Origin of the sequence: Burkholderia mayonis (assembly GCF_001523745.2) — a bacterium.
In the GTDB taxonomy this organism is placed as follows: Bacteria; Pseudomonadota; Gammaproteobacteria; order Burkholderiales; family Burkholderiaceae; genus Burkholderia; species Burkholderia mayonis.
In genome coordinates, this window is the sequence record NZ_CP013386.1 from 3,492,763 (window position 1) to 3,505,533 (window position 12,771).

Annotated in this window: 10 protein-coding genes and 2 pseudogenes; 10 read left to right on the forward strand and 2 right to left on the reverse strand. The window is 66.4% G+C overall.

Going from position 1 to position 12,771, the window contains the following annotated elements; genetic code table 11:
• Positions 1-142: 142 nt before the first annotated feature.
• The 3 genes from WS70_RS16830 to metH all read left to right on the forward strand — a co-directional run bounded on the left by WS70_RS16830 (position 143) and on the right by metH (position 4,439).
• Positions 143-400: a BTH_I0359 family protein gene (locus WS70_RS16830; protein ID WP_009893251.1), complete on the forward strand. Its 258-nt coding sequence runs from the start codon at positions 143-145 to the stop codon at positions 398-400.
• Between the two features lie 192 nt (positions 401-592).
• Positions 593-1,672 carry a homocysteine S-methyltransferase family protein gene (locus WS70_RS16835; RefSeq protein ID WP_059471873.1) on the forward strand — a complete coding sequence of 360 codons (1,080 nt, stop codon included), beginning with the start codon at positions 593-595 and terminating at the stop codon, positions 1,670-1,672.
• A gap of 49 nt (positions 1,673-1,721) precedes the next feature.
• A complete protein-coding gene (metH, locus tag WS70_RS16840) occupies positions 1,722-4,439 on the forward strand; it encodes a methionine synthase (RefSeq protein ID WP_059471874.1) in 2,718 nt (905 codons plus the stop codon).
• Positions 4,440-4,647: 208 nt separating this feature from the next.
• Here the strand turns inward: metH and WS70_RS16845 are convergent, their stop codons facing one another.
• Positions 4,648-4,971 (reverse strand): DUF1840 domain-containing protein, encoded by a 324-nt coding sequence (locus WS70_RS16845; protein ID WP_059471875.1) that lies wholly within the window; start codon positions 4,969-4,971, stop codon positions 4,648-4,650.
• 198 nt (positions 4,972-5,169) lie between these two features.
• Here WS70_RS16845 and argS point away from each other — a divergent pair, with 198 nt between their 5' ends.
• The 4 genes from argS (at position 5,170) to WS70_RS16865 (ending at position 9,376) form a co-directional block, all read left to right on the forward strand.
• Positions 5,170-6,954 carry an arginine--tRNA ligase gene (gene argS / locus WS70_RS16850; protein ID WP_059471876.1) on the forward strand — a complete coding sequence of 595 codons (1,785 nt, stop codon included), beginning with the start codon at positions 5,170-5,172 and terminating at the stop codon, positions 6,952-6,954.
• Between the two features lie 78 nt (positions 6,955-7,032).
• Entirely contained in the window at positions 7,033-7,875 is an 843-nt protein-coding gene (locus WS70_RS16855; RefSeq protein ID WP_059471877.1) for an SPOR domain-containing protein, read from the forward strand.
• Between the two features lie 63 nt (positions 7,876-7,938).
• Positions 7,939-8,577, forward strand: a complete 639-nt coding sequence (dsbA, locus tag WS70_RS16860) for a thiol:disulfide interchange protein DsbA (protein ID WP_059471878.1) — start codon at positions 7,939-7,941, stop codon at positions 8,575-8,577.
• Positions 8,578-8,596: 19 nt separating this feature from the next.
• Complete coding sequence (locus WS70_RS16865; protein WP_059471879.1) at positions 8,597-9,376, forward strand: SDR family oxidoreductase; 780 nt, start codon at positions 8,597-8,599, stop codon at positions 9,374-9,376.
• A 273-nt stretch (positions 9,377-9,649) separates the two neighbouring features.
• Here the strand turns inward: WS70_RS16865 and WS70_RS33850 are convergent.
• A pseudogene (locus WS70_RS33850) lies at positions 9,650-9,862 on the reverse strand (short-chain dehydrogenase); the annotation flags it as partial.
• 230 nt (positions 9,863-10,092) lie between these two features.
• Between WS70_RS33850 and WS70_RS16875 the strand changes: the two are divergent.
• From WS70_RS16875 to WS70_RS16885, 3 genes and pseudogenes are all read left to right on the forward strand, one after another.
• On the forward strand, positions 10,093-10,509 hold the full coding sequence (locus WS70_RS16875) for a MarR family winged helix-turn-helix transcriptional regulator (protein ID WP_059596869.1): 417 nt from the start codon (positions 10,093-10,095) through the stop codon (positions 10,507-10,509).
• Positions 10,510-10,584: 75 nt separating this feature from the next.
• Positions 10,585-10,929, forward strand: a pseudogene (locus WS70_RS16880) (acetyl-CoA C-acetyltransferase); the annotation flags it as partial.
• Between the two features lie 174 nt (positions 10,930-11,103).
• Positions 11,104-12,693 carry an ABC transporter substrate-binding protein gene (locus tag WS70_RS16885; protein WP_059471882.1) on the forward strand — a complete coding sequence of 530 codons (1,590 nt, stop codon included), beginning with the start codon at positions 11,104-11,106 and terminating at the stop codon, positions 12,691-12,693.
• The last annotated feature ends 78 nt before the right edge of the window (positions 12,694-12,771 follow it).

Below are 12,771 nucleotides of genomic sequence, written 5' to 3' on the forward strand. Positions count from 1 at the left end.
AACGTTTTAAGGTCATCGGCATCCAACCGATACGCCCAGTGTAAAAACGACCGGCGTGCAGCGCCAACCCCTTGAAACCGGCTCGGTCTGCCCCACTTACGGGGCAACGAGGCCGAAAGCCATAGCAAAGAGGAGTGCCGCCATGCAAATGATCTACAACAGCCCCAACTACTGCGTCGTCGAATTTCCGCCGCAGGACGGCCATCACGCGATGAACTCAGGTGGCTACGAAATCGTCGACAAGAACGCGCAGCGCGAAATCTTCATCGACGGCGAACTCGCCGCGCGCTTTCGCGAGCACGTGAAGCAATTGATCCAGGCCGAGCCGTCGCTCGACGAGGTGGACGAATTCCTCGGACAGTTCGATAGCCTGATGACGCAGCCCGTCGTCCTCCACTGACGTCGCGCGGACGCGGCCGCTCGCCGGACCCGCAGGTCCGCCGAAGCGCCGCCGCCCGACGCGATCCGGCGCACTCCAACCCGCCCCCGCCCGGCTTGCCGCGCGGGGGCTTTGTTTGCCCGCGAGCGAGCGCCTCACGTACGACGGAAGCAGCGGCTACAATGACGGCTTTCCGATTGCCGGTAATCCGCCATGTCCGAGCCTACGCCGATCGTGTCTTCCGCCCAATCCGCCGCCCTCGCCGCGTCGTATACGCGCGGCGCCGAGCTGCCGCAGCTGCTCCAGAAGCGCATCCTGATCCTCGACGGCGCGATGGGCACGATGATCCAGCGCTACAAGCTCGACGAAGCCGCGTATCGCGGCGAGCGCTTCAAGGATTTCCCGCGCGACGTGAAGGGCAACAACGAGCTGCTGTCGATCACGCAGCCGCAGATCATCCGCGAGATCCACGATCAGTACTTCGCCGCGGGCGCGGACATCGTCGAAACGAACACGTTCGGCGCGACGGCCGTCGCGCAGGCCGATTACGGAATGGAAGACCTCGCCGTCGAGATGAACGCCGAGTCGGCCAAGCTCGCGCGCGAATCGGCCGCCAAATACGCGACGCCCGACAAACCCCGCTTCGTCGCGGGCGCGATCGGGCCGACGCCGAAGACGGCCAGCATCTCGCCCGACGTCAACGATCCGGGCGCGCGCAACATCACGTTCGACGAGCTGCGCGACGCGTACTACGCGCAGGCGAAGGCGCTCCTCGACGGCAGCGTCGACCTGTTCCTCGTCGAGACGATCTTCGACACGCTGAACGCGAAGGCCGCGCTGTTCGCGCTCGATCAACTGTTTGAAGATTCCGGCGAACGCCTGCCGATCATGATCTCGGGCACCGTGACCGATGCGTCTGGCCGCATCCTGTCCGGCCAGACGGTCGAAGCGTTCTGGAATTCGCTGCGCCATGCGAAGCCGCTCACGTTCGGCCTGAACTGCGCGTTGGGCGCGGCGCTGATGCGCCCGTACATCGCCGAGCTCGCGAAGCTGTGCGACACCTACGTGTCGTGCTACCCGAACGCGGGCCTGCCGAACCCGATGAGCGAAACCGGCTTCGACGAGACGCCCGACGTCACGTCCGGCCTCCTCAAGGAATTCGCGCAGGCGGGCCTCGTGAACATCGCAGGCGGCTGCTGCGGCACGACGCCCGAACACATCGCGGCGATCGCGAAGGCGCTCGCCGAAGTCAAGCCGCGCCGCTGGCCGAACCAGTACAGCGAAGCCGCCTGACGCACGCACGAGCCGCCGCCTCCCCACTCCAACCCGAATACGCACCGCCATGACCGACCATACGATGCGCCTAGCCGGCCTCGAGCCGTTCAACGTCACGTCCGGGACGCTCTTCATCAACGTCGGCGAACGCACCAACGTCACCGGCTCGAAGGCGTTCGCGCGAATGATCCTCAACGGCCAGTTCGACGAGGCGCTCGCCGTCGCGCGCCAGCAGGTCGAGAACGGCGCGCAGGTGATCGACGTCAACATGGACGAGGCGATGCTCGATTCCAGGGCGGCGATGGAGCGCTTCATGAACCTGATCGCGTCGGAGCCGGACATCGCGCGCGTGCCGATCATGATCGACTCGTCGAAGTGGGACGTGATCGAGGCGGGCCTCAAGTGCGTGCAGGGCAAGGCGATCGTCAATTCGATCTCGCTGAAGGAAGGCGAGGAAGCGTTCCGCCACCACGCGAACCTGATCCGCCGCTACGGCGCGGCAGCCGTCGTGATGGCGTTCGACGAGACGGGCCAGGCCGATACCTACGAGCGCAAGACCGAGATCTGCAAGCGCTCGTATGACTTCCTCGTAAACGAAGTCGGCTTCCCGCCGGAAGACATCATCTTCGATCCGAACATCTTCGCGGTCGCGACGGGCATCGAGGAGCACAACAACTACGCGGTCGACTTCATCGAGGCGACTCGCTGGATCAAGCAGAACCTGCCGTACGCGAAGGTGAGCGGCGGCGTGTCGAACGTGTCGTTCTCGTTTCGCGGCAACGACCCGGTGCGCGAGGCGATCCACACCGTGTTCCTCTACCACGCGATCCAGGCGGGGATGGACATGGGCATCGTCAACGCGGGCCAGCTCGGCGTGTATGCGGAACTCGATCCGGAATTGCGCGAGCGCGTCGAGGACGTGATCCTGAACCGCCGCGCGGATTCCACCGACCGCCTGCTCGAGATCGCCGACAAGTTCAAGACGGGCGCGGCGAAGAAGGAAGAGAACCTCGAGTGGCGCAACCAGCCTGTCGAGAAGCGTCTCGCGCACGCGCTCGTGCACGGCATCACGAACTTCATCGTCGAGGACACCGAGGAAGCGCGCGCGAAGATCGCCGCCGCCGGCGGCCGCCCGATCAACGTGATCGAAGGCCCGCTGATGGACGGCATGAACGTCGTCGGCGACCTGTTCGGCCAGGGCAAGATGTTCCTGCCGCAGGTCGTGAAGTCGGCGCGCGTGATGAAGCAAGCGGTCGCGCACCTGATCCCGTTCATCGAGGAAGAGAAGCGCCTCCTCGCCGAAGCGGGCGGCGACGTGCGCGCGAAGGGCAAGATCGTCATCGCGACCGTGAAGGGTGACGTGCACGACATCGGCAAGAACATCGTGTCGGTCGTGCTCCAGTGCAACAACTTCGAAGTGGTCAACATGGGCGTGATGGTCCCGTGCAACGAGATCCTCGCGAAGGCGAAGGTCGAGGGCGCGGACATCATCGGGCTGTCCGGCCTCATCACGCCGAGCCTCGAGGAGATGGCGTACGTCGCGTCGGAAATGCAGCGCGACAACTACTTCCGCGTGAAGAAGATTCCGCTCTTGATCGGCGGCGCGACCACCTCGCGCGTGCACACGGCCGTGAAGATCGCGCCGAACTATGAAGGCCCCGTCGTCTATGTGCCGGACGCGTCGCGTTCGGTGTCGGTCGCGTCGAGCCTGCTGTCCGACGAGGGCGCGACGAAGTACCTCGACGAGCTGAAGTCCGATTACGAACGCATCCGCCACCAGCACGCGAACAAGAAGGCGCTGCCGCTCGTCACGCTCGCAGAGGCGCGCGCGAACAAGACGAAGATCGACTGGGCGCACTACACGCCCGTCAAGCCGAAGTTCATCGGCCGGCGCGTGTTCAAGAACTACGACCTGAACGAGCTCGCGAACTACATCGACTGGGGCCCGTTCTTCCAGACCTGGGATCTCGCCGGCCCGTACCCGGCGATCCTGAACGACGAGATCGTCGGCGAATCGGCGCGGCGCGTGTTCTCCGACGCGAAATCGATGCTCGCGCGCCTGATCCAGGGCCGCTGGCTGACCGCGAACGGCGTGATCGCGCTCTTGCCCGCCAATACGGTGGGCGACGACGACATCGAGATCTACAAGGACGACACGCGCTCGGAAGTGCTGCTCACGTGGCGCAACCTGCGCCAGCAGAGCGTGCGCCCGGTGGTGGACGGCGTGATGCGGCCGAACCGGTCGCTCGCCGACTTCATCGCGCCGAAGGATTCGGGCGTCGCCGACTACATCGGGATGTTCGCGGTGACGGCCGGGATCGGCGTCGATGCGAAGGAAAAGCAGTACGAGGCGGATCACGACGACTACAGCGCGATCATGCTGAAGGCGCTCGCGGACCGCTTCGCCGAAGCGTTCGCCGAGGCGATGCACGCGCGCGTGCGCCGCGAGCTGTGGGGCTACGCGGCGGGCGAGCAGCTCGACAACGACGCGCTGATCGCCGAGAAGTACGCGGGCGTCCGCCCGGCTCCCGGCTACCCGGCGTGCCCCGATCACCTCGTGAAACGCGCAATGTTCGAAGCGCTTCATACGGACGAGATCGGGATGAGCATCACCGATTCGCTCGCGATGCTGCCTGCCGCGAGCGTGTCGGGCTTCTATCTCGCGCACCCGGACAGCACGTACTTCTCGGTCGGCAAGATCGGCCAGGACCAGCTCGATGATTACGCGCGCCGGATGGCGCTGTCGAAGGCGGACGCGGAGCGCGCGCTCGCGCCGCTGCTCTGACGGCCGCTACCGCCGCCGCGCGCGGGGGGCGAGTCGGGGAAGTGGCGGCAGTGCGTCTCCGCCGCCGCCGCAACCCGTTTCCGCCCTCGGCGCGCGCAAGCCTCGTCGCGCCGCGGGCGGGCGGCCACGCCGCCCTCCGCGGCCCCAAAAACGCAAAAAGCCCGCACGAGGCGGGCTTTCCGGGTGGCGAAGGGCCGGCGAACGGCGCTCAGAAGCCCCAGTGGATGTCGGCGTTCTGCGCCTTCGCTTCGCGCAGCATCACGAGGAACGGCGCGACGCGTTGCGCGAGGCTCGGCGCGACTTCGTGGTGCGGATGATCGGGTTCGTCTTCATGGAAGTGGCCCGCATGCTCGGCCCGCGCCTGCCTGGCCTGGTTGACGGCGCCTTCGAGCTTCGCGATCGCGTCGTCGAGCTCGTCGGACGTGATCACGCCGCGCTCGCCGAGCTGCTTGCCGACGACGCCGAGCACGTAGACTGCGAAATCCTTCAGCACATCCAGATCTTGTGCCGCCTTGCTTTTGAACGTAATCATGACAACTCCCTTTTCATCTTGTCGTGCTCGCCGTACGTCCGCGACGGACGCCCGGCCGGCGCGCTGAACAAACGTCGGGGGCGCTTGGCACCTTAGCGGCATATTAGCACCTGTTAAAATTCAGCGATCCCTGAAACGCGCGCCGTGCGGCGCGACGGCGGCCCGGCAGGACCGCCGCCAACGATATCTTCGACCAGCATGCTGCCTGCTCAAAAACATACTCTCGAAACCCTGCTCGAAAACAGCGTGAAGCAGGTCGTCCAGGCGTCGAAAGGCGACGCCGACGCCACATTCGTCCTCCCCGCGATCGCCCTCGAGCGCCCGAAGGTCGCCGCGCACGGCGACGTCGCGTGCAACGTCGCGCTGCAACTCGCGAAGCCGCTCGGCGCCAATCCGCGCCAGCTCGCCGAGAAAATCGTCGCCGCGCTGACCGCGCAGCCCGAAGCGGCGGGCCTCGTCGACGCAGCCGAGATCGCCGGCCCCGGCTTCATCAACCTGCGCTTGACGCCCGCGTCGAAGCAGGCGGTGATCAGCGCGGTATTCGCCGAGGGCCGCGCGTTCGGCGCGTCCGACCGCGACCACGGCAAGCGCGTGCTGCTCGAATTCGTGTCCGCGAACCCGACGGGCCCGCTGCACGTCGGCCACGGCCGCCAGGCGGCGCTCGGCGACGCGCTCGCGAACGTGCTCGCGAGCCAGGGCTACGCGGTGCATCGCGAGTTCTACTACAACGACGCGGGCGTGCAGATCGGCAATCTCGCGATCTCGACGCAGGCGCGCGCCCGGGGCCTGAAGCCGGGCGACGCCGGCTGGCCTGAGGCCGCGTACAACGGCGAGTACATCGCCGACATCGCGCGCGACTACCTGAACGGCGAAACCGTCGCCGCGAGCGACGGCGAGCCGGTGACGGGCAAGCGCGACATCGAGGATCTCGAAGCGATCCGCAAGTTCGCGGTCACGTACCTGCGCCGCGAACAGGACATGGACCTGAAGGCGTTCGGCGTGAAGTTCGACCAGTACTATCTGGAGTCGTCGCTCTACACGGAAGGCCGCGTCGAGAAAACGGTCGATGCGCTGATCGAGGCCGGCATGACCTACGAGCAGGAAGGCGCGCTGTGGCTGCGCACGACCGACGAAGGCGACGACAAGGATCGCGTGATGCGCAAGACGGACGGCACGTACACGTACTTCGTGCCGGACGTCGCATACCACGTGACGAAGTGGGAGCGCGGCTTCACGAAGGTCATCAACATCCAGGGCTCGGATCACCACGGCACGATCGCGCGCGTGCGCGCGGGCCTGCAGGGGCTGCACATCGGGATTCCGAAGGGCTATCCCGACTACGTGCTGCACAAGATGGTGACGGTCATGCGCGACGGCCAGGAAGTGAAGATCTCGAAGCGCGCGGGCAGCTACGTGACGGTGCGCGACCTGATCGAATGGTCGGGCGGCGCGACGCCTGGCTCGGAGGCGTCGCCCGACCTGCTCGACGAGGCGACGATCACGCGCGGCCGCGACGCGGTGCGCTTCTTCCTGATTTCCCGCAAGGCGGACACCGAATTCGTGTTCGACATCGATCTCGCGCTGAAACAGAATGACGAAAACCCGGTCTATTACGTGCAGTATGCACATGCGCGGATCTGCTCGGTGCTCAACGAGTGGAAATCGCGCTACGGCGCGACCGACGCGCTCTTCGCGAACGCGGACCTGTCGCCGCTCGACAGCAAACAGGCGACGGCGCTGATGCAGAAGCTCGCCGAATACCCGGACGTGCTCGCGCACGCGGCGAGCGAGCTCGCGCCGCACGCGGTCGCGTTCTACCTGCGCGACCTCGCGAGCGAGTTTCACTCGTTCTACAATGCGGAGCGCGTGCTCGTCGACGAAGAAGCGCCGCGCACCGCGCGCGCCGCGCTCCTTGCGGCGACGCGCCAGGTGCTCGAAAACGGTCTCGCGATGCTCGGCGTATCCGCGCCCAGCAAGATGTAAAGCCGAGGCCGTCGGCCAAGCGCCGCGGTGCAGCGCGCCGCGGCTGTTTCACGAAATTTTTCGCAGGTGACTCAAGCAATGGCAAAACCACGCCGCACGTCGAAGCAATCGAAACAAGCCGGAGGAACATTTCTTGGTATCGTGCTGGGCCTCATCGTCGGCCTGGCCATCGCGGTAGTGGTGGCGCTCTATATCACCCGCGCGCCGTCGCCGTTCGTGTCGAAGGTCGCGCCGCCGTCCGACAACAACGCGAGCCAGCCGCAGCAGTTCGACCCGAACCGCGCGCTGCAGGGCAAGACGCCCGGCCAGCCGGTCACGCCGCAGGCCGCGCAGCCCGCGCCGCCCAACACGGCGCCCGGCCAGGCAGCGAACCCGAGCCAGCCGCCGCTCTTGCCCGAGCCGCAGATCGTCGAAGTGCCGTCGTCGAATAACGGCAACGGCTCGACGAGCGCGTCGAACAACGCCGCGGACAACGGCGTCGCCGTCGCGCCGAAGCCCGCCGACATCACGCCGCCGCCCGCGAAGAAGCCGCAGACGGCCGCGAACGGCAGCTCGGCGCCGCACGTCGCGAACAACAACGCGCAGGCGAGCGCCGCGACGCCGCCGAAGACCGCGCAGGCGCCGAAGGGCGCGTCGTCGGCGACGACGGCCGCCGCGAAGCCGGCGCCGGGCGCCGACGCGAACACCGGCTACTTCCTGCAGGTGGGCGCGTACAAGACCGAGGCGGACGCCGAGCAGCAGCGCGCGCGCCTGGGCTTCCAGGGCTTCGAGTCGAAAGTGTCGAAGCGCGACGTGAGCGGCGTCACCTACTTCCGCGTGCGGATCGGGCCGTTCTCGAAATTCGAGGACATGAACTCCGCGCGTCAGCGGTTGTCCGATGCGGGAGTCGATACCGCCGTGATCCGCTTCACGAAGCAGTAAGCTGCGCCGTCGCCCGGCATCCGCCCGACATCGTTACCCACGCAACCGATTGAACGTTCGAACATGAAAAAACTGCTTAGCACGCTGTTCCTGTCCCTGAGCCTCGTCGCGGGTTTCGCGCAGGCGTCGCCCGCCGCGCCCGTGGCCGGCAAGGACTTCGAAGTGATGAAGTCGCCGCAGCCGGTGTCCGCGCCGGCCGGCAAGGTCGAGGTGATCGAGTTCTTCTGGTACGGCTGCCCGCACTGCTACGAGTTCGAGCCGACGGTCGAGACGTGGGTGAAGAAGCAAGGCGACAAGATCGCATTCAAGCGCGTGCCGGTCGCGTTCCGCGACGACTTCATCCCGCACTCGAAGCTGTTCTATGCGCTGTCGGCGCTCGGCATCTCCGAAAAGGTCACGCCCGCCGTGTTCAACGCGATCCACAAGGAGAAGAACTATCTGCTGACGCCGCAGGCGCAGGCCGACTTCCTCGCGACGCAAGGCGTCGACAAGAAGAAGTTCCTCGATGCGTACAACTCGTTCAGCGTGCAGAGCCAGGTGAAGCAATCGGCCGAGCTGCTGAAGAGCTACGCCATCGACGGCGTGCCGACGATCGTCGTCCAGGGCAAGTACAAGACGGGCCCGGCATACACGAACAGCCTGGAAGGTACAGCGCAAGTGCTCGACTACCTCGTCAAGCAAGTGCAGGACAAGAAGCTGTAACGTCCCGCCCCGCGCCGGCATGAACGCCCCTCTTCCCCTCAAGGTCTTCATCACCGGCGCGTCCAGTGGCCTCGGCCTCGCGCTCGCCGCCGAATATGCGCGGCAGGGCGCGACGCTCGGCCTCGTCGCGCGGCGCGCGGATGTGCTCGCCGAATTCGCGCAACGCTTCCCCAAAGCCGCGATCTCGATCTACCCGGCCGACGTGCGCGACGCCGACGCGCTCGCGCTCGCTGCGGCGCGCTTCGTTGCCGCGCACGGCTGTCCGGACGTCGTGATCGCGAACGCCGGCATCAGCAAGGGTGCGATCACGGGCGAAGGCGATCTCGCCGCGTTCCGCGAGATCATGGACGTCAACTACTACGGGATGGTCGCGACGTTCGAGCCGTTCATCGCGCCGATGACAGCCGCGCGGCGCGGCACGCTCGTCGGCGTCGCGAGCGTCGCCGGCGTGCGCGGGCTGCCTGGCTCGGGCGCGTACAGCGCGTCGAAGTCGGCAGCAATCAAGTATCTCGAGGCGCTCCGGGTCGAGCTGCGGCCCGCGCAGGTTGCAGTCGTGACGATCGCGCCCGGCTACATCCGCACGCCGATGACCGAGCACAACCCGTATCCGATGCCGTTCCTGATGGACGCGGACCGCTTCGCGAAGCGCGCGGCGATCGCGATCGCGCAAAAGGCGGCGTTTCGCGTGATTCCCTGGCAGATGGGCGTCGTCGCGAAGCTGCTGCACGTGATGCCGCGCTGGCTGTACGACCGCCTCTTCGAGAAAGCGCCGCGCAAGCCGCGGGCGAAGGCGGGCTGAACAGGGCCGCGAGCGGCGTCTGTCGCCGTTTGCCGGTTCGTCGTTGGCCGTTTTTCTCGTTGCCGTTGAGCGGCGCGCTTTGCGCTGCGTCTCTCGTCTCTCGTCTCTCGTCTCTCGTCTCTCGTCTCTCGTCTCTCGTCTCTCGTCTCTCGTTCGCTCGTCGGACGAACGTCGACGAACGGTAGCGTGCCAAAAACAAGCCTCGGCCGACAATCGCAACGAGCTTCACGCCCCGTCGCCCGCGGCCCGCTCCCCGTCGCCGGTCAACGCTCGCACATCCCGCACTGCACCTTCGCGTCCCGTCATCGTCACACGAGCCGTATCACGTGCGGCCGCGTAGATCTTCTTCGCGCCGGCGGCCTTCAGCCCTCCGACAAACGCGCGCCCCAGACCGCGATTCGAGCCGGTCACCAATACGACAGCATCATCCAGTTTCATCTCAATGCTGGCTGACAAGACCACGGATTCGCACGGCGTTGTCCGCATGCGCAAGCGAGCAACGCCGCAACCCGGACGAAGCCGCATGCGTCGAGATCGACGCGCACGTCTCGCCGCCAAATCGATGCATATGCATTTATTCGTCGGCCAAGACAGCGAAACATTACCCCGATATGCCGCCGCCAATCGGCACGAAATCATGCATATGCATTTTGTACGTCATAGAATATTCGTTGCCGACGAACCCTTCAGAAGGACCCGCGATGAGCGACGCTCCGATGAGACTCCTGTGCCACTGCGGCACGTTGCGCCAGGCCACGCGCGCCATCACGTCGCTCTATGACACGCATCTCGCGAAGCACGGCATCCGCGTCACGCAGTTCACGATCCTCGCGGCGCTGCACGGCTGCGGCACGCTGCAGACGGGCGAGCTCGCGACGCGCCTGCTGCTCGACCAGACCACGCTGAGCCGCACGCTCGCGACGCTGCAATCGAATCAGCTTGTGCGCGCCGAAACCGGCGACGATCAGCGGGTGCGCTTATGGCGCCTCACGCCGAAGGGCGCCGCGTTGTACAAGGCGTCCCGTGTCGATTGGGAAGCGGCGCAGCGCGACGTGTATCGGCGCATCGGCAAGCGGAACATGCAAGCGCTCGACGCCGAGATCTTCGCGCTCGCCGAGGCGCTCTCGGACTGATCCGCCGTTCGGCGACGCTCCACCCACGCGGCGCACCGCTCCATGCTGCGCGCCGCGGTGCGGCACACGCGCCCATCCGCACACGCGCAGGAGCCCGAATGGTTCACGACGGCGCCGATCGGCGCACTGTGCAAGCTGTTCGCGCGCACCGGCTGGCAGCCGTCGGACATCGACTATTACGAGATCAACGAGGCGTTCGCGATCGTGCCGATGGCGGTGATGCGCGAATTCGGCCTGCCCCGCGCACGCGTGAACGCGCACGGCGGCGCATGCGCGATCGGCCATCCGATCAGCGCGTCGGGTGCGCGCATCGTCGTCGCGCTGCTCGGCGTGCTGCGCGCACGCGGCGCGCGGCGCGGCGTCGCGAGCCTCTGCATCGGCGGCGGCGAGGGGACCGCGCTGGCGATCGAGCTGACGTAACGCCGCCGCCCCGCGGCACCGCGCCGCTGCGGCGGCGATTCCGGCGTCGCGACACGGTGCGTTCCGACGCCGATTAACGTCGAGCGCATATTGACGGTATGCTATCCCGCTGGCGTGCGGCCGCTGCGGCGTTGCCGCCCGCCGTCATCAGAATTACGCCACGTGGGAGATCTCATGCGCTTCACGCTCATCGCCGCCGCTGCGCTCATCGCCGCCGCCCCCGCCGTCGTCGCCGCGAAACCGCTGACGGTCTGCACCGAATCGAGCCCGGACGGCTTCGACGTCGTGCAGTACAACTCGCTCGTCACGACGAATGCGTCCGCCGACGTCATCTTCAACACGCTCGTGTCGTACGACGAAGCGACAAAGAAGGTGGTGCCCGCGCTCGCGGACAAATGGGACGTCAGCGCCGACGGCCTCACGTACACGTTCCACTTGCGCCCGAACGTCGCATTCCAGACCACCGACTACTTCAAGCCGACGCGCGCGCTCGACGCGGACGACGTCGTCTTCACGTTCAGCCGGATGCTCGACGATGCGAATCCATGGCACAAGGTCGCGGGCGCGAGCGGCTTTCCGCATGCGCAGTCGATGGGGCTCGTGAAGCTCGTGAAGGCGGTCACGAAGGTCGACAACGATACCGTGAAATTCGAGCTGAACGAGCCGAACGCGACGTTCGTGCCGATCCTGACGATGGGCTTCGCGTCGATCTACCCGGCCGAGTACGCGGATCAGCTTCTCAAGGCGGGCAAGCAGACCGATCTGAACGCGAAGCCGATCGGCACCGGCCCGTTCGTGCTGAAGAGCTACACGAAGGACGCGGTGATCCGTTACGAAGCGAACCCGACGTACTGGGGGCCGAAGCCGAAGGTGGAGCGCCTCATCTACGCGATCACGCCCGATCCGTCGGTGCGCGCGCAGAAGGTGAAGGCGGGCGAATGCCAGATCGCGCTGTCGCCGAAGCCGCAGGACGTCGCGGCGGCGAAGGCCGACCGCGCGCTGAAGGTCGTCGAGACGCCCGCGTTCATGACCGCGTTCGTCGCGCTCAACACGCAGAAGAAGCCGCTCGACAACGACAAGGTCCGCGAGGCGATCAATCTCGCGTTCGATCGCACGACCTACCTGAAAGTCGTGTTCGACAACACCGCGACGCCCGCGACGAACCCGTACCCGCCGAACACGTGGAGCTATGCGAAATCGATCGCGCCGTATCCGCACGATCCGGCGAAGGCGAAGCAGCTGCTCGCGTCGGCGGGCTTCCCGAACGGCTTCGCGACGACGATCTGGGTGCGCCCGACGGGGAGCGTGCTGAACCCGAACCCGAAGGCGGGCGCGGAGCTGCTGCAGGCGGACCTCGCGAAGATCGGCGTGAAGGCGGACGTGAAGGTGATCGAATGGGGCGAGCTGATCAAGCAGGCGAAGCTCGGCCAGCACGACCTGCTGTTCATGGGCTTTGCCGGCGACAACGGCGATCCGGACAACATCCTCACGCCGCAATTCAGCTGCAACGCGGTGAAGTCGGGGCTCAACTTCGCGCGCTATTGCGATCCGAAGCTCGACAAGCTAATCACCGACGGCAAGGAAACCGCCGACCAGGCGAAGCGCGCGAAGCTGTATGAAGCCGCGCAGAAGATCATCCACGACGAGGCGCTGTGGATTCCGCTCGGCTATCCGACCGCGGCGGCGATCACGCGCCCGAACGTCACCGGCTATCGCGTGAGCCCGTTCGGGCGGCAGCACTTCGACACGGTGTCGGTGCAGTAAAGCCGAGCCGCCACGGCCCGGGCGCAAGCCGCGCACCGGGCCATGCTTGTCTGTCGAGCGCACCGCTTGCTATACTGC

Excerpts from the sequence above, each read along its gene's own strand:
- WS70_RS16885 (WP_059471882.1), top strand. The coding sequence starts at position 11,104 with ATGCGCTTCACGCTCATCGCCGCCGCTGCGCTCATCGCCGCCGCCCCC.
- WS70_RS16830 (WP_009893251.1), top strand. The coding sequence starts at position 143 with ATGCAAATGATCTACAACAGCCCCAACTACTGCGTCGTCGAATTTCCG.
- dsbA (WP_059471878.1), top strand. The coding sequence starts at position 7,939 with ATGAAAAAACTGCTTAGCACGCTGTTCCTGTCCCTGAGCCTCGTCGCG.
- metH (WP_059471874.1), top strand. The coding sequence starts at position 1,722 with ATGACCGACCATACGATGCGCCTAGCCGGCCTCGAGCCGTTCAACGTC.
- WS70_RS16865 (WP_059471879.1), top strand. The coding sequence starts at position 8,597 with ATGAACGCCCCTCTTCCCCTCAAGGTCTTCATCACCGGCGCGTCCAGT.
- WS70_RS16855 (WP_059471877.1), top strand. The coding sequence starts at position 7,033 with ATGGCAAAACCACGCCGCACGTCGAAGCAATCGAAACAAGCCGGAGGA.
- WS70_RS16875 (WP_059596869.1), top strand. The coding sequence starts at position 10,093 with ATGAGACTCCTGTGCCACTGCGGCACGTTGCGCCAGGCCACGCGCGCC.
- WS70_RS16835 (WP_059471873.1), top strand. The coding sequence starts at position 593 with ATGTCCGAGCCTACGCCGATCGTGTCTTCCGCCCAATCCGCCGCCCTC.
- WS70_RS16845 (WP_059471875.1), bottom strand. The coding sequence starts at position 4,971 with ATGATTACGTTCAAAAGCAAGGCGGCACAAGATCTGGATGTGCTGAAG.
- argS (WP_059471876.1), top strand. The coding sequence starts at position 5,170 with ATGCTGCCTGCTCAAAAACATACTCTCGAAACCCTGCTCGAAAACAGC.